We start from the raw sequence: 16,244 nt of genomic DNA, 5'->3' as shown, positions 1-16,244 counted from the left end.
TATACTTCAATATAAGACTCTGGACTGATTTTAATGATTTTAAGTAAAAAGAAGTGTTTAAAATACATATTACAAGCTATAATGATGTAAGAAATACTAATAAGGGAGAATAAAGATGGGTCTATTTAGCAAAAAGAAGAATGATATTCCACAACCTAATTCTCAAGAAGAAGTTCAATATAGACGATATCAACACTATTATCAAGAACCTGTACAACCGAGAAAAAGAAAAAGGGGATCAAAGCTGTTTCTCTTTATAGCAATATTAATTATACTTGTTATTGCATTCTATTTAGCAGTAATGTATATGTGGTCAAGAACTTCTGATGTAGATGAATTAGTTAAAATAGAAGATAAATCAGCATTTGTTCAAGTTGAAGATATGCCTGACTATACTAAAAATGCTTTTGTTGCCGTTGAAGATAAAAGATTTTACGATCATGAAGGCATAGATTTAAGAGGTGTGTCTAGAGCACTTGCAGTTAGTTTGAAAAATGGACAATTAACACAAGGTGGTAGTACCATCACCCAACAAGTCGTGAAAAATTATTTTTACTCTAATGAAACGCAATTAACAAGAAAAGTTAAAGAAATGTTTGTTGCGAAACGTGTAGAAGATAAATATAGCAAAAATGATATTTTAAGTTATTACGTAAATAATATTTACTTTGGAGAAAATAATTATACTATTGAAGAGGCTGCAAATTATTACTTCGGTGCAACTGTAGATAAAAACAATCCGAACTTACCTCAAGTTTCAGTATTACAAAGTGCTATACTAGCAAGTGTTGTTAATGCACCATCTAACTTTGATATTAACAATATAAGTGATAGTTATATGACGAGAATAAAAACTACTCTAGAAAAAATGAAACAACAGAACTATATTACTGATTCTGAGTATACACAAGCTATAAATGAATTAAACCAATAATAAAACACGCTGAGTTAAGTGATTAAACTTTTAAACTCAGTGTGTTTTATTGTATCCTATTAATATGTGTGGAGGGATGTAAAGTGCTTAAAATTACTAAAATAGAAGTACAGAAGAAAAATAAAGAACGTTTGAATTTATTTATTAATGATGAATTTGAAATGGGTATTGATCAAGCTACATACATCTACTTTAACTTAAGGAAAGATTTAGAAATAACTAAAAGTAAGTTGCAAGAAATAAAAGATTATGATCAATATAGACAGGCATTAAATCAAGCAATTATATATTTGTCGCATAAAAAAAGAACGACACATGAAGTTGAAAAATACTTAGTAGAAAAAGAGTACTCCATAGAATTGATTTCTCAAGTTATAGATTATTGTAAATCAAATAAATACATAAACCACGAAGATTATATTGAAAGTCTAAAAAATACAATATTAAAGACAACCGATAAAGGTCCGGATCATTTCGAAAGAGTAGCAAAAGAAAAAGGACTTGAACCAGAATTGATTTTTACTTATAAAGAAAAATTCGAATTGGAAATGTCTGAAGATAGAATACCTAATATTGCTAAAAAAATAATGCAAAAAAAGAAACAGCCTCCAAATCGACTTAAACAAACAATTGTGCAAACTTTGCAACAAAGAGGCTATGCATTTTCACTAATTAATGAGCATTTAACTGATTTAAATATTGAACCCACATCTGATGATGTAGAAAATATTTTGATGAAAGATTTAGAAAAGGTATATAATAAATATCAAAAGAAATATAATGGATATGAACTCAAATCTCATGTCATTCAAGCTTTAGTGAGAAAAGGGTATACATTTGATATGATTAATGACAAATTAAGAGAAAGTGGTATTGTAGATGAATAACGAAAAGAAATTAGTAGAAATGAATGAATTTGAACTTAAAAATGTAATCGCTGAATATAGAGAAAAGATGAGAAAATCAGAAATGATGGGTATACTTAATGAATATGAAGTTTATAAAAGAAAAGCGCTCATAGCAGAAAGTTACCTTGTAGATACTTCGAAAATTGAAATTGGAAAAGTATATGGTTTAGTAGGTGACACACCGAGTTACTTTAAAGTTGAACGTATTAAAGGCGTATTTGCTTGGGGATTTAGATTAAAAGGTTCAAAAATTGAAGAAGGCATTCCTGTAAGTCTTCTACAACTATAATGGTGGTGCAGAATGACACAGCAAATATTACTGAGAGTTGTAAACGCAACTAAATATTACTATGAAAATAAACAACAAAATAAATTTAAATCATTGTTTAAATTAAAACATTTAGATAAAAATATTGTGTTAAAGAATGTAACTGTTCATTTATATAGAGGTGAAGTTCTAGGAATTATTGGTGATCATGAATCAGGTAAAGAAATGATTAGTAAACTGATGATTAAAGAAGTTGCACCTAACTTAGGAAAAGTAACAAATAAAGAACAAACATTTTTAGCAGACGTTACTCATAAAGCTAATGATCATCAAACACTTAATGAATTGATAATTCGGACATTGAGCTTATCAGGAGTTAAATTAGAAGATATTTCAACAATTCAAAAGCAGATTTTAAGCTTTGCTAAGTTAACAGATAAAGGGACAAAGACTTGTAAAGAAATAAACGAAACAGAATATGCACAATTATTAGTTAGTATTGCAAAGTATATGAGACCTACAGTAGCTATTTTCACTAATATTATTCAATATTTAGATGAATCATTTCAAAAAAAATTCAATGAATTTTTGAATGAACAAAAAGAATACGATAGAGCAGCTGTATTAATAGATGATCATTTACATTCAATTGAAAAAATGAGTAATTATCTTATTTGGTTAACGTATGGTCAAGTAAGAAAAGAAGGTACCGTAAAAGAAGTATTAGGTGCTTATCGTGATTATCAAATGAAATATAATCAAATTCAAGACAAAAATCAAAAAGAATTATATGATTTGAAATGGAAAATCGATAAACAAGAATTACCTGTAGCACGTGGTGAAGGTTATAAAAGGATGCGTAAATATCAATATGGTAGAATTCCGAAATCCATTGAAAAAACAATATTATATGCTATTACATTTATAATTGGAGCAGTATTTGCAGCATTTTTTATGTTTATAGGAGTTGGAAGTTCACCGACAGATAAAGATGTAGCTACGAAGCAAGTTATTACAACGAATAGTGAACCTAAATACATAGATAAATCAGCTTATGTGCTTTCTTTAAAACATGATACTGTACTAACACCATCATCAAAAGGAAATAAAGTAAAAATTCCACAATATAGCTTTTTAGATGTTACTGGTGAGAATCAATCAAACTACAGACTTGAAGTAGATAATAAAGCATATATATCTAAGAAAAACAATCTGTATTACTTTAATCCAGCAGGGCTTTATGAGGATGTTGACTGGTCAGAATTAGAAGACTATGTTGATGGAAGTTATTTAAACTATATAGATTTTTATAATAGCTTTATGCATCAAGATCATAAGAAAGTTTCAGAAACGATAAATGCTGATAAATCAAATCGTTTCAATGAGCAGATGGAAGGCCAAAACGTGCATATGGTGTTCAATAGTGATAATGAATTAACTGGATTTACTTTTGATATTAAAGATAAGCAAAAGTTAATTAAAAAATTTAATATTTCAAGTGATACTTGGGTAGTAAAATCAAAAGACGGTTATATGATAGCAGATTTAGTAGAAAATAAATGGATATTTATTCAATTGTAGGAGGACTTTATGAACGAATTATTTGAACAGCATATTAAACATTTTCCACATATGATCAAATATTGCTTCTTTGAAGTTAAAAATCATTATAAATATTATTTGTCTGCTTTTGCTATTATGTTACTACTATTATTAATTACTTATTTTAAACTGTTCGTTACTGATGCAATAGATGTGCAACAATCAACTTCTTATTTTAAATTAGTAGGACTATTTGCTTATATGTGGATATTTTTATCGCTCTTTAATTCTGAAAAGACAGTTAGAAAACAAGGGGCATTATACAAACGGTTGTCAGTACCATATTACGTAGGTGCCTCATCACAAGTGTTATTAACGATGCTTATGTTCTTAATAGTCGTGACTTTGACAGGTATTGTTTCAACAAGTACTACTAACATTATAGAAATCAATCATTTAGGTTTCTTTTATTATTTAGTTATGGCTTATATTTTACTAGTGCCGATTGCTTCTATTATTGGACTGCTTGGTAAGTATTTATATTCCGCTAGATTCGTCGTTTTCGGATTATTAATATTATTGCTGTTTATAGTGCCAATCTTATATGTACCTAATAACATGTATGCAGTATGGGTAAATGTATTAAAATTGAATCCACTATTTTATATTATTAATGGTTTTCAACAATCAATGATTCTTGGAAATGATTCAGTCACGAACTTACCTTATCACATACTCTTTTACTTTGAAGTAGCATTTATCTACTTATTCTGGATAAATATTAATAGAGCATATAAAACAAGATACTTTGAATAGAATATAGATATTAGTAAATTAATTAAATTTAAAAACCCGCTCAATCCAATAAATGTTGGATTGAGCGGGTTTTTATGTCTATTATATTTCTAGCTTTTTCATTAATTTTTCTTCGGTAAATACCCATCCAATATAAGAAGTAGTGACTTTCATATCATCATCTAAATGCAATATTGCCACAAATGGATAGTGGCCATTTTTTAAATATCTTAAATCGATAAATCTAAGTTCAGTTGTTTTTTTATCAATTCTAGTAACTTCCCAACGATAAATAGAACTAAAACTTAAAAATGATCTTAAGTTTTTATCATATTTTGCATATGCCATTATATGATCATTAGGAAATGATTGTCTTTTAAATACATCATTAAAAGCAACGTTTCTACCATAACTTCGTCCTACATAATCATGTGTTTCTGTTTGTATAGCTATACGCCACTCCATAAATTTAATTGTAGGCGCAACAAATATTTTCACAGGATTATGCTCTTGTTGTATTTGCTTTAGTGCTTGATTCTTAATGGCTTTTTGTAACATGAAACGGACTACATAATAAAAAGCTAACAATAAATATAATGTTCCAAAGGCTAATCCAGGATGAACACCAAGTGTCCAAAATAAAATGGCAATTAAGTGTGCAACGAAAATAATAGGATCAAATGTATTAATAATACTTAATTGGATCCACTTATTGGATATGGGTCTGAGTGCTTGTGTACCATATGAATTAAAAATATCTACAAAAACATGAAAGAATACAGCAAACTGTGTCCATAACCAAATATGCAATACATCTACATTTGGAAAAATAACAAAAATTAGAAATGTTAATATCAAGGGCCATAATAATGTAAAAGGAATTGAGTGTGTTATACCTCTATGGTTTTTAACATAAACAGCATTATTTTTAAATTTTAAAACTGTGTCAATATCAGGTATTTGTGAACCAACCATTATACCAGTCGCCACTGCGGCAAATGTAGGTGTAACATTAGGATCCAATGTTGCAATACCAGTTAAAGCAACACCCATGACAACGTGTGTACCAGTATCCATAAAAATCACCACTTTACTTTAATCTATATGATATATATTATATATCATAAGTACGGTAATCTGAAAGCAATTCACAAGAAAGTAGTGTCATAGATGATAGAAAAGAATGAATTCAAAGATGATTTGCTTAACTGGTTTCATGAAAATAAGAGACAAATGCCTTGGAGAGAAACCAATAATCCTTATTACATTTGGTTAAGTGAAGTTATGTTACAACAAACACAAGTTAATACTGTAAGACCATATTACAATTCTTTTATAGATAGATTCCCAACAATTCAAGAATTGAGTAATGCTAAAGAAGAAGATGTTTTGAAATATTGGGAAGGACTTGGCTATTATTCAAGGGTTAGAAATTTTCATGAAGCAGTTAAAGAAGTCCAAAATGAATATAATGGAATTGTTCCTGATAATCCAGATGAATTTAAAAAATTAAAAGGAGTCGGACCATATACCAATGCAGCAGTTATGAGTATTGTTTACAATCACCCTATACCAGCTGTTGATGGAAATGTATTGCGTGTATGGAGTAGGTTAACTTGCAATCAACAAGATATAGCGTTACCTAAGACGAAAAAAGATTTTGAAAAAGAGTTGCAACCATTTGTAAAAACCGAATCCGGTGATTTTAATCAAGCAATGATGGAATTAGGTGCTACGATATGTACACCTAAAAAAACGCTTTGCATAATGTGTCCAGTACAAAACCATTGTTTAGCATTTGCTAAAGGACAAGTATCTGAATTACCAGTTAAAAAGAAAAAAGTGAAGAAAAAAACTATTGAGTATTCAGTACTATATATAACGAATAATGACGGAGAAATTCTAGTACGTCAAAGAGATTCAAAATTATTAAATGGTATGTGGGAATTTCCAATGTTCGATGCTGAAGATAGCATACATACAATTGAGGAAGAACTAGAAGCGGTTATAGATGTTCAACAAGAACCAATGTTTACAACTAAACATATATTTACACACATGACATGGAACATGAAAATATATAGAGCATATACTCAGAAAAATAACTTTGAGCATCCTTATAAATGGATAAAAAAAGATGATAAAGATAGTTTGTCATTCTCAACTTCCATGACTAAAATTTTTAATAAAGTAAATGAGTAAATTAATAATAAACATAATTTTAGCTTATTTATTTAAATATGATATAATAACTTGGTAAATATTTAAAAGGTGGTGTGGAACATGGTCAAAGAATCCATACCAAAAGAAGGCCAGGTAATTAAAGTACAAAGTTATAAACATGATGGTAATATACATCGTGTATGGTCTGAAACAACAATTCTTAAAGGTACGAGTCATGTTATTATCGGTGGGAATAATCGAACACTCGTAACAGAAAGTGATGGCAGAACTTGGGTAACAAGGGAGCCAGCGATTGTTTATTTCCATGCAGAATATTGGTTTAATGTCATTTGTATGTTCCGTGATGATGGTGTTTATTATTATTGTAATTTATCTTCACCTTTTGTTTGTGATGAAGAAGCTATTAAATATATCGATTATGATTTAGACATCAAAGTTTATCCAAGTGGAAAGTATCATTTATTAGACGAAGATGAATATCGTCAGCATATGAAGCAAATGAATTATCCTAAAGACATTGATGTTATTCTGAGAAGAAATGTTGATATTCTTCAACAATGGATTGAACGTAAAAAGGGACCGTTTGCGCCAGATTTTATTAAAGTTTGGCAAGAAAGATTTCATTCAATTGATAGAAGGAATTCATGAGAATGAAAACATTACAGCCTAGCAATAGCTAGGCTGTTTCGTTTGGACTATGATTGGGGGAACAGAAATGATCAAAAGGTATTTACAATTCGTTAAACCATATAAATGGCATATTGTAGGTACGATTATCATTGGGATTTTAAAATTTGGAATTCCGCTGTTGCTTCCATTATTAATAAAATATGTAATTGATGACGTTATAAATAATGGAGCATTATCAGTTGGGCAAAAAACAGAAAAATTGGCCTATGCGATGTTAATTATGGGATTTATCTTTGTGGTTTTAAGACCACCAATAGAATATTTCAGACAATATTTAGCGCAATGGACATCAAATAAAATCCTCTATGATATTCGAAAAAAATTATATACACATTTACAAGCACTCAGCTCGAGATTCTATTCTAATAATAAAGCAGGAGAAATAATATCTCGTGTAATCAATGACGTTGAACAAACAAAAGACTTTATCCTTACTGGTTTGATGAATGTCTGGTTAGACTTAGTTACTATCGTAATTGCTTTAAGTATTATGTTTGTACTAGATGTCAAACTTACTTTTACAGCAATTGCAATATTCCCGTTATTTATTTTTAGCATTTATTATTTCTTCGGCAGATTACGTAGTCTTACGAGAAGAAGATCTCAAAGTTTAGCAGAACTTCAAGGATTTTTACATGAACGTGTTTCTGGCATGTCTGTTATTAAAAGTTTTGCTATAGAAAAAAATGAAGAAGAAAGATTCGACAAAAGAAACCAAAACTTCTTAACAAAAGCAACTGACCATACTAAATGGAATGCTAAATCTTTCGCTGTTATTAATACTGTTACAGATATTGGACCATTACTCGTTGTAGGTGTAGGTGGGCTACTAGTTATTCAAGGTAATTTAACAGTAGGTACATTAGCTGCATTTGTTGCATACTTAGAACAATTATATGGACCATTAAGAAGATTAGTTGCGTCATCAACAACCTTAACGCAAAGTATCGCTTCTATGGATAGAGTATTTCATTTGTTTGATGAAAAGTATGATGTAAAAAATGAAGATGATGCACAAAATATTAACATTAAAGAAGGACATATTACTTTTGAAAATGTTTCATTCAAATACAATGAATATGAAGACGAGGTACTTACTGACATTAACCTTGATATTCAAAAAGGTGAGACAGTTGCCTTTGTAGGTATGAGTGGTGGAGGTAAATCAACCTTGATCAGTTTATTACCTAGATTTTATGATGTGACTAAAGGAAGTATCAGCATTGATAATCATAACGTAAAAGATTTCACGACTGAAAGCCTTAGAAATCAAGTAGGTATGGTTGAACAAGATAATATTCTTTTCTCTGATTCAATAAAAGAGAATATTTTATTAGGTAAACCAGATGCTACTGACGAAGAAGTCATCGCAGCTAGTAAAAAAGCTAATGCACATGATTTTATTGTATCTTTGCCTAATGGCTACGATACTGAAGTTGGTGAACGAGGCGTAAAACTATCAGGTGGACAAAAACAACGTGTTTCAATCGCTAGAATTTTCCTTAATAATCCTCCTGTTCTAGTACTTGATGAAGCTACAAGTGCGCTAGATTTAGAGAGTGAAAAAATCATTCAAGATGCTTTAGAAATATTGAGTTCAGAAAGAACAACACTAATTGTTGCACATAGATTATCAACTATTACCCACGCTGACAAAATTGTAGTGATTCAAAATGGTCAAATTGATGAAGTTGGATCACATAAAGAATTAATGCAAGCTAAAGGTAGTTATTATAATTTATACAATATTCAATCCTTCGGGTAAAATTACAATCCTTCTTATTCTATGCTATTATTAAATTAATAGAGATAGAATAAGGGGGATTTTTTATGACATTTTTAAGCATATTGCAACTGATTGTGAATATTTTATTTTTTGTAATCATTATAGGTGGATTGATCACATGCATAACGATTTACGTTATAGATAAAAGGCAAAAAAATCACAGTGTATTAAGAAATTATCCTTTATTAGGAAGAGTTAGATACTTTTTAGAAATGATAGGACCTGAATTACGTCAATATCTTATATTAAATGATAACGATGGCAAACCATTTTCTAGAAAACAATATTTAAATATCGTTATGCCCGGAAAATATAAAAGCAGAATCGAAAGTTTTGGTTCATTAAGAAAATTTGAAGAACCTGGATTTTATTTACAAAATGCTATGTTTCCAGTAGATTATGACGAACTAGAAATTAACCAAGAAGAGCTAATGACTACATATGTTTATAATATTTCGAATGAAGGTCTTTTTGAGCGAAAAGAAAAACAAATACAACAAGAAGTAGAACCTTATAAATTAACGCATAATAATGAAATAATAATTGGGGAGAATTTGAAATATCCCTTTAAAGTTAAAAGGTTAGTAGGACAGTCCGGTATGAGTTATGGTGCATTAGGTAAAAATGCGATAACAGCACTATCAAAAGGTCTAGGAAGAAGTGGTTCTTGGATGAATACTGGAGAAGGTGGTTTGAGCAAACATCATTTAGCAGGAGATTGCGATATCATCTTTCAAATTGGGCCAGGTCTATTTGGAGTTAGAGATAAAGAAGGTAACTTTGATGAAGAAGAATTTATCGAAAAAGCCAATATTGATCAAGTTAAAGCATTTGAATTAAAATTAGCCCAAGGTGCTAAAACAAGAGGGGGACATATTGAAGGAGCAAAAGTTACAGAAGAAATTGCGGAAATTAGAAACGTAACGCCGTTTGAGACAGTGAACTCACCTAATAGATTTGAATTTTTGCACAACAACAAAGAGTTATTAGAATTTGTAGATAAATTAAGAACATTATCTAATAAACCTGTTGGAATTAAAATTGTTGTAGGTAATATAAATGATTTAAAAGTACTGATTCACGAAATGGTTTCTACAAACATTATTCCAGATTTTATAACAGTAGATGGTGGAGAAGGTGGGACAGGAGCAACTTATCAAGAATTGGTTGATACTGTAGGATTACCACTCTTTACTGCATTGCCAATATTAGATGTAGAATTAAAAAAACAAAAGATAAGAGATAAAGTAAAAGTATTTGCTTCAGGAAAATTAATCACGCCTGACCAAATAGCTATTGCATTAGGTTTAGGTGCTGACCTAGTAAATGTAGCAAGAAGTTTAATGATTAATGTAGGATGTATAATGGCACAACAATGTCATACTAATAATTGTCCAGTTGGCGTAGCTACAACAGACCCTAAAAAAGAAACAGCATTAGTCGTTTCAGAAAAAGAATATAGAGTTTCAAATTATATTGTTAGTTTACATGAAGGGCTGTTTAATTTAGCAGCTGCAGTAGGAGTGAAAAGTCCAACCCAACTCAATGAAAAACATTTATTATATAGAAGTTATAATGGAGATTTGATGAATATCATACAGTACAAGAAATATCTATATAAACAAGACTTAGTATAAATAGAACTCGAAAGAAGTGTTCATCTATAAACTAAAAACAACCCACCATTGATTTGGCGGGTTGTTTTTATAGATCGAAATCTTCATCTTCAATTTTTATTTCACTATCATCAGGGTGATATTTAAAGTAACTAGATGATAGTTTTTCTAAATGTAATATAGTAGCTTTATAATCTAACATTGCTGATAGGACTTGCATAACATTCTCAATATAATAGTCTTCTTGATTTGGATTATCTGTAATATCTTTTATAAAGATTTTGATTAGATCTTCTTTATAAGGTTCAACTAAATAATCAGGAACTTGGTCAACTTCATGTTTAGCATTTTGGGATATTCTAACCAATATCTGCTCATGTTGTGCCATCAGTTCATCAAGTTCAAATTTTATTTGGACTTTTATATCATCATTTAAATTATGGATATCATTTTCATAGCGATTCATTTTTCTTAAAACTTCATATGCTCTTCGTGTTGCTGCAATTATTTCTTTGAAAAGGATCTTTTTACGCATTTGAGCAAAAGATTGCTTTTTAGTGTAGGCTCTTTCTTCTTTATAATAAAGATAGAATTGTTCAAGCTTTACTATTCGAGTTCTAATATTCTCTAAGTCTTGTTTTACATAATGAAATTCAGTTGTTCCATTCAAGACTAATCTAAACCATTTGAATATATCTGTTGATATGTTCAATGAATTATAATACATTTTCGTTTCAAATTTAGGTGGTAGAAATGTGAAGTTAACTATAAATGCACTAAGTACACCAATCATTACTAATACAAATCGGTAAAATGCTGATATATAGAAATCTCCTTCATGATGCCCAAGTATAATTAGGGCTGTAACAACTGCTAAGTTTGAAACGTGTTGTAGGTTAAACTTGTATAATATTGAAATAATGATAATTGCTGTTAAACCAATAAATACAACATGGTTACCGAATATAGAAAATATTGTAACAGCAGTTATTGCACCTATAACATTACCTTGAAATTGCTCTACTATCGTTTTAAATGAGCGATAGACGCTTGGCTGCATTGCAACCATTGCAGCTACACCAGCTATTGAAGTTATCATTGCTGGCCCTGGCAGTAAATTTGCTAGAAATATTGCTAGGACAATCGCGATACCAGTTTTAAAAATTCTTGCCCCAAATTTCATAGAACCATTCCTTTTAGTTATTAAAACAGAGTTGTAACAAATATCACAAGCCTAGTATATATTGTTTATACATCGTTTTTAATAACTTTTCAAGTTTATAGTTGAGAAAATGCATGATCAACAGCAATTAATGTCTGTTTTATGTCTGATTCAGTGTGTTCAGTAGTTAAAAACCATGCTTCATATTTAGAAGGAGCTAAATTAATACCTTGGTTTAACATTGCTTTAAAGAATTTGGCAAATTTTTCACCGTCAGTATTTTCAGCTTGTACATAGTTTTCTATTTTTTCATCTGTAAAGTAAAGCGTTAGTGCACCTTTAACTCGATTAACTGTAGCTTGAACGTTATGCTTTTGAATTAATTCTAGCAATCCTTCTTCAAGCTGTTGACCTAATTGGTCTAATTTTTCATATACACCCGGTTGTTCTAAGATCTCTAACAATGCGATACCAGCTCTCATAGATAATGGATTTCCAGCCATTGTACCTGCTTGATATGCAGGACCTAGTGGAGCGACATGTTCCATTATTTCTTGTCTTCCGCCATAAGCACCAATTGGTAATCCACCACCGATGACTTTACCAAAAGCTGTTAAGTCTGGATAAACACCTAATAAATCTTGAGCAGCACCATAATGGAATCGGAATGCCGTGATAACTTCATCATAAATAACTAATCCACCATGTTCATGAGTAATGTCATTTACAGCTTCTAAAAAGCCTTCTTTAGGTTCAACCATACCAAAATTACCTACAATTGGTTCAACTAATACACCAGCAATTTGATCTCCCCAATGGTCCATAGCTTCTTTAAATGAATCAATGTCATTAAAAGGTACAGTTATAACTTCTTGCGCAACGCTTTTCGGAACGCCAGCTGAATCTGGAGTACCAAGTTGTGAAGGACCACTACCAGCAGCTACAAGTACGAGATCTGAGTGACCGTGATAACAGCCCGCAAATTTAATGATTTTATCGCGATTTGTATATGCACGAGCTACTCTTATAGTAGTCATGACTGCTTCGGTACCAGAATTTACAAATCTTATTTTTTCTAATGATGGAATTGCATTACGTAATTTTTTAGCAAACGTAATTTCATATTCTGTAGGTGTACCGAATAATACACCATCTTCAGCAGCATTTTTAATCGCTTCAGTAATATGTGGATGTGCATGTCCAGCTATGATTGGACCATATGCTTGTAAATAGTCGATGTATTTATTATCGTCTACATCGTAGAAATATGCACCTTTCCCTTTTTTCATAACAACAGGTGCGCCGCCTCCAACAGCTTTGTAAGAACGAGATGGTGAATTAACACCGCCTAAAATATATTCGTCTGAAAGTGTTTGTAAATATTCACTTTTTGTAAAATTCATGATATCAACCTCTTTTAATTTAATTATTTTCATTTATATCGTATCATAAAATGAAAGAACTATCGTTTATAAGGAGTGTATATAATGATACAAATAGGTGAGAAATTTCCAAAATTCGAATTAAAAAATCAAAATGGTGAAATTGTTAATAGCGAGGATTTAAAAGGAAGTAAAACTATAATTTATTTTTATCCTAGAGATAACACACCAACTTGTACTACAGAGGCTTGTGATTTCAGAGATAATTTAGAGAGCTTTAATGAATTGAACACTAAAGTTTATGGAATTAGTGGTGATAGTGAGAAGAAACATTCTAATTTCTCAGAAAAGCATAGCTTGAATTTTGATTTGTTAGTTGATGAAGATTACAAGTTATCTGAACAAGTAGGCGTTTATCAATTAAAAAAATCGTTTGGAAAAGAATCAATGGGGATTGTTAGAACAACATTTGTTTTAGATGAAGAAGGAAAAGTGATACATACGATTGAGAAAGTAAAAGTCAAAACACAAATAGAAGAATTGAAAAACATAATAAAGGGATGATAATGATGAAAGTCGTTACTTTAATGAGACTAAGAGATCAAGAAGAAAGACTGAAAGAAACATTTCCTAATATAGAGTTTACATTTTATAAGCATCCTGATGTTGCTGATGAAAAAGTTCTAGAAAAAGCAGATGTATTAGTAAGTTATCATACCGAAGTAAATGAAACATTTTTAGATAAGTGCAAAAACATTAAATTGATCGCTTGGTTCGCTACAGGTGTAAATCAATTACCTCTAGAATATATACGAGATAGAAACATTAAATTAACTAATGCAAGAGGGGTACATGCTATACAAATAGCAGAATTCATATTTGCATATATACTGAATGACATTAAAGTGTTTAAACAATCTTATGAATCTCAAAAGAGAAAAGAGTTTAATCATAAACTTAATCCTGAATCAATAAATGATAAAACGATATTATTTATTGGAACAGGTAAAATACCACAAAGAACTGCAGAAGTTGCAAAAGCATTTAATATGAAAGTAATTGGTATAAATACAACAGGACATGAAGCACCGGGTTTTGATGAAGTATATTCTATAGAAGAAAGACGTCAAGTTTATAAAAAAGCAGATTTCGTAGTGAATGTATTACCTGAAACAGAAGATACTATTCATTTGTTGAAAACAGAAGACTTTAAACAAATGAAAGATAGTACGCATTTTATTAATGTAGGTAGAGGTTCTGTTGTATCAGAAGCGGTTTTAATAGAAGCATTAGAAAACAAAGAAATAAGATATGCCTCACTAGATGTGTTTGAAGGAGAACCTTTATCATCTACTTCTCAACTATATGATTTGGATAATGTGTTTATTACTGCTCACATAACAGGAAATGATAAAAATAATATAAAAAGAAGCACGGATATATTAGTTAAAAATTTAAATCTAATAAATAATGAAGATGTAGAAGGTTTATTTAATGAAGTTAAATCAAAAGCTGGATACTGATTAATTGTTTGACAAAATGCTACTAAAAGGGATATATTATAAATAATAATCATTATAAATTAGAAGGTGGGTGTAAGGATGCAACAAAATGTTGAGAATGTTGAACACATGTTAGACGATGCTATAGGTACTTTAAGAAGTACAGGTGTTAGAATTACGCCACAGCGTCAAGCGATTCTTCAATATTTAATAGAAACAGATAGTCATCCTACTGCTGATGAAATTTATCAGTCACTTTCACCACAATTTCCAAATATGAGTGTTGCTACAGTTTATAATAACTTAAAGGTTTTTAAAGAGACTGGGCTTGTTAAAGAATTAACATATGGTGATGCATCAAGTCGCTTTGATTTTGAAACACATAATCATTATCATATCATTTGTGATCAATGTGGTAAGATATCTGATTTTCACTATCCGAGGTTAGATGAAGTTGAGCAATTAGCTCAACATGTTACTAGTTTTTCAGTTACTCACCACAGAATGGAAATATATGGTGTTTGTCCAGAATGTCAAAGTAAGAATAAATAAAGAAAAAAAGCTAAAGGTATTTAACCTTTAGCTTTTTTTCTTTTCTTCATTAGTATCTTCTATTTCTTGTTCCTCTAACTTCTTAGATTTACGTTTGTTATTATAATCTTGATTAAATGCTTTACCTTCCAAGTTCTTATCCAAAGTAAGTGGTTGATTACAGTTTGCACAAATATCTGCACGACCTAACATTTTTGTATAATGATCACAGTTTGGACATTGAACCTGTATTGTTCGCGAACTAAGCATACCAATCCAGAAATAAACGACAAATGATAAACCAAGAGCCAGCATTCCTAGTACTAAGAAAATACTAAATACAATTTGGCTTTTGAAATAGTAAAAGAAGAATACACCTACATACATTACAATCATACCTAAAAAGATTAATCCTAATGCAAAAGATCTTATTCTGTTAATTTTACTAGTAGGTTTCTTTCGAAATAGCTTCAATTCTATTCCCTCCATACTAATTAATACTGATAAAGTATAGCATAATTTCTATTAAAATATATAGTACCTTATAAAGCGAAATAATACACAATTTTGTTTATATAAACCGTTGACGTGTTCAATATATCTTGATATTATATAAAAGTCGTCAAAACAGACAGACGAAACAAAATTAATACATTGTTAAAAAGGTTAATAAAGTGTAAATTTAACGCTTGAAATTAACTAAATAACAATGTAATATAAATTATGCAAGTTGATTGATTCGAAAAAGACATCTTGATAAGATTGGTTGATTCGAAAAAAACAAAATATTATTTTTTAAAAATAATACTTGCATTGATATTTAATAACTGGTATAATTGTTTCTTGTAGCGGTTAAAATGAACATTGAAAACTGAATGACAATATGTCAACGTTAATTCCAATAATTGAGTACTTATAGTACTTCAAAGAGTGATTGGCTTAAC

Annotated in this window: 16 protein-coding genes; 12 read left to right on the top strand and 4 right to left on the bottom strand. The window is 30.0% G+C overall.

Annotated elements, in window-relative coordinates:
- Positions 1 to 115: 115 nt before the first annotated feature.
- The 5 genes from sgtB (at position 116) to LQ608_RS08645 (ending at position 4,468) form a co-directional block, all read left to right on the top strand.
- Positions 116 to 934, top strand: a complete 819-nt coding sequence (gene sgtB, locus LQ608_RS08665) for a monofunctional peptidoglycan glycosyltransferase SgtB (protein WP_107509726.1) — start codon at positions 116 to 118, stop codon at positions 932 to 934.
- 83 nt (positions 935 to 1,017) lie between these two features.
- Positions 1,018 to 1,821 (top strand): recombination regulator RecX, encoded by an 804-nt coding sequence (recX, locus tag LQ608_RS08660; protein ID WP_239751325.1) that lies wholly within the window; start codon positions 1,018 to 1,020, stop codon positions 1,819 to 1,821.
- Positions 1,814 to 2,131 carry a YfhH family protein gene (locus LQ608_RS08655; RefSeq protein ID WP_078358480.1) on the top strand — a complete coding sequence of 106 codons (318 nt, stop codon included), beginning with the start codon at positions 1,814 to 1,816 and terminating at the stop codon, positions 2,129 to 2,131. The genes recX and LQ608_RS08655 overlap by 8 nt, the downstream gene beginning before the upstream one ends.
- 12 nt (positions 2,132 to 2,143) lie before the next feature.
- Positions 2,144 to 3,691: an ABC transporter ATP-binding protein gene (locus LQ608_RS08650; RefSeq protein ID WP_239751323.1), complete on the top strand. Its 1,548-nt coding sequence runs from the start codon at positions 2,144 to 2,146 to the stop codon at positions 3,689 to 3,691.
- Positions 3,692 to 3,700: 9 nt separating this feature from the next.
- Complete coding sequence (locus tag LQ608_RS08645; protein WP_078358482.1) at positions 3,701 to 4,468, top strand: ABC transporter permease; 768 nt, start codon at positions 3,701 to 3,703, stop codon at positions 4,466 to 4,468.
- Between the two features lie 81 nt (positions 4,469 to 4,549).
- Here LQ608_RS08645 and LQ608_RS08640 read toward each other — a convergent pair whose 3' ends face one another.
- The gene (locus LQ608_RS08640) at positions 4,550 to 5,524 is read right to left on the bottom strand and encodes a metal-dependent hydrolase (protein ID WP_107509723.1); all 975 of its coding nucleotides are present in this window, start codon (positions 5,522 to 5,524) and stop codon (positions 4,550 to 4,552) included.
- Positions 5,525 to 5,617: 93 nt separating this feature from the next.
- On the opposite strand from LQ608_RS08640, the gene mutY reads away from it, so the two are divergent.
- From mutY to LQ608_RS08620, 4 genes are all read left to right on the top strand, one after another.
- The gene (mutY, locus tag LQ608_RS08635) at positions 5,618 to 6,649 is read left to right on the top strand and encodes an A/G-specific adenine glycosylase (RefSeq protein ID WP_239751321.1); all 1,032 of its coding nucleotides are present in this window, start codon (positions 5,618 to 5,620) and stop codon (positions 6,647 to 6,649) included.
- A gap of 81 nt (positions 6,650 to 6,730) precedes the next feature.
- The gene (gene ntdP, locus LQ608_RS08630) at positions 6,731 to 7,279 is read left to right on the top strand and encodes a nucleoside tri-diphosphate phosphatase (protein ID WP_078358485.1); all 549 of its coding nucleotides are present in this window, start codon (positions 6,731 to 6,733) and stop codon (positions 7,277 to 7,279) included.
- A gap of 67 nt (positions 7,280 to 7,346) precedes the next feature.
- A complete protein-coding gene (locus LQ608_RS08625) occupies positions 7,347 to 9,086 on the top strand; it encodes an ABC transporter ATP-binding protein (protein ID WP_239751318.1) in 1,740 nt (579 codons plus the stop codon).
- Positions 9,087 to 9,151: 65 nt separating this feature from the next.
- The gene (locus tag LQ608_RS08620; protein ID WP_239751315.1) at positions 9,152 to 10,744 is read left to right on the top strand and encodes an FMN-binding glutamate synthase family protein; all 1,593 of its coding nucleotides are present in this window, start codon (positions 9,152 to 9,154) and stop codon (positions 10,742 to 10,744) included.
- A 67-nt stretch (positions 10,745 to 10,811) separates the two neighbouring features.
- Here the strand turns inward: LQ608_RS08620 and LQ608_RS08615 are convergent, their stop codons facing one another.
- Both LQ608_RS08615 and LQ608_RS08610 read right to left on the bottom strand, forming a co-directional pair.
- Positions 10,812 to 11,906 carry an FUSC family protein gene (locus LQ608_RS08615; RefSeq protein ID WP_078358488.1) on the bottom strand — a complete coding sequence of 365 codons (1,095 nt, stop codon included), beginning with the start codon at positions 11,904 to 11,906 and terminating at the stop codon, positions 10,812 to 10,814.
- 95 nt (positions 11,907 to 12,001) lie between these two features.
- Positions 12,002 to 13,288: a glutamate-1-semialdehyde 2,1-aminomutase gene (locus LQ608_RS08610; protein ID WP_239751314.1), complete on the bottom strand. Its 1,287-nt coding sequence runs from the start codon at positions 13,286 to 13,288 to the stop codon at positions 12,002 to 12,004.
- 84 nt (positions 13,289 to 13,372) lie between these two features.
- Here LQ608_RS08610 and bcp point away from each other — a divergent pair, with 84 nt between their 5' ends.
- From bcp to perR, 3 genes are all read left to right on the top strand, one after another.
- Positions 13,373 to 13,831, top strand: a complete 459-nt coding sequence (bcp, locus tag LQ608_RS08605) for a thioredoxin-dependent thiol peroxidase (RefSeq protein ID WP_239751312.1) — start codon at positions 13,373 to 13,375, stop codon at positions 13,829 to 13,831.
- Between the two features lie 5 nt (positions 13,832 to 13,836).
- Entirely contained in the window at positions 13,837 to 14,790 is a 954-nt protein-coding gene (locus LQ608_RS08600; RefSeq protein WP_239751463.1) for a phosphoglycerate dehydrogenase, read from the top strand.
- Between the two features lie 78 nt (positions 14,791 to 14,868).
- Positions 14,869 to 15,321 carry a peroxide-responsive transcriptional repressor PerR gene (gene perR / locus LQ608_RS08595; protein WP_078358491.1) on the top strand — a complete coding sequence of 151 codons (453 nt, stop codon included), beginning with the start codon at positions 14,869 to 14,871 and terminating at the stop codon, positions 15,319 to 15,321.
- 27 nt (positions 15,322 to 15,348) lie between these two features.
- Here the strand turns inward: perR and LQ608_RS08590 are convergent, their stop codons facing one another.
- Positions 15,349 to 15,789: a YgzB family protein gene (locus LQ608_RS08590; protein ID WP_078358492.1), complete on the bottom strand. Its 441-nt coding sequence runs from the start codon at positions 15,787 to 15,789 to the stop codon at positions 15,349 to 15,351.
- Between the last annotated feature and the right edge of the window lie 455 nt (positions 15,790 to 16,244).

It is taken from the genome of Mammaliicoccus sp. H-M34 (assembly GCF_022386495.1).
Lineage (GTDB): Bacteria > Bacillota > Bacilli > Staphylococcales > Staphylococcaceae > Mammaliicoccus > Mammaliicoccus fleurettii.
The sequence above is the reverse complement of the archived record's forward strand: the minus strand, read 5'-3'. Positions and strand labels throughout refer to the sequence as shown.

Excerpts from the sequence above, each read along its gene's own strand:
- sgtB (WP_107509726.1), top strand. The coding sequence starts at position 116 with ATGGGTCTATTTAGCAAAAAGAAGAATGATATTCCACAACCTAATTCT.
- LQ608_RS08655 (WP_078358480.1), top strand. The coding sequence starts at position 1,814 with ATGAATAACGAAAAGAAATTAGTAGAAATGAATGAATTTGAACTTAAA.
- LQ608_RS08650 (WP_239751323.1), top strand. The coding sequence starts at position 2,144 with ATGACACAGCAAATATTACTGAGAGTTGTAAACGCAACTAAATATTAC.
- LQ608_RS08645 (WP_078358482.1), top strand. The coding sequence starts at position 3,701 with ATGAACGAATTATTTGAACAGCATATTAAACATTTTCCACATATGATC.
- LQ608_RS08640 (WP_107509723.1), bottom strand. The coding sequence starts at position 5,524 with ATGGATACTGGTACACACGTTGTCATGGGTGTTGCTTTAACTGGTATT.
- mutY (WP_239751321.1), top strand. The coding sequence starts at position 5,618 with ATGATAGAAAAGAATGAATTCAAAGATGATTTGCTTAACTGGTTTCAT.
- ntdP (WP_078358485.1), top strand. The coding sequence starts at position 6,731 with ATGGTCAAAGAATCCATACCAAAAGAAGGCCAGGTAATTAAAGTACAA.
- LQ608_RS08625 (WP_239751318.1), top strand. The coding sequence starts at position 7,347 with ATGATCAAAAGGTATTTACAATTCGTTAAACCATATAAATGGCATATT.
- LQ608_RS08620 (WP_239751315.1), top strand. The coding sequence starts at position 9,152 with ATGACATTTTTAAGCATATTGCAACTGATTGTGAATATTTTATTTTTT.
- LQ608_RS08615 (WP_078358488.1), bottom strand. The coding sequence starts at position 11,906 with ATGAAATTTGGGGCAAGAATTTTTAAAACTGGTATCGCGATTGTCCTA.
- LQ608_RS08610 (WP_239751314.1), bottom strand. The coding sequence starts at position 13,288 with ATGAATTTTACAAAAAGTGAATATTTACAAACACTTTCAGACGAATAT.
- bcp (WP_239751312.1), top strand. The coding sequence starts at position 13,373 with ATGATACAAATAGGTGAGAAATTTCCAAAATTCGAATTAAAAAATCAA.
- LQ608_RS08600 (WP_239751463.1), top strand. The coding sequence starts at position 13,837 with ATGAAAGTCGTTACTTTAATGAGACTAAGAGATCAAGAAGAAAGACTG.
- perR (WP_078358491.1), top strand. The coding sequence starts at position 14,869 with ATGCAACAAAATGTTGAGAATGTTGAACACATGTTAGACGATGCTATA.
- LQ608_RS08590 (WP_078358492.1), bottom strand. The coding sequence starts at position 15,789 with ATGGAGGGAATAGAATTGAAGCTATTTCGAAAGAAACCTACTAGTAAA.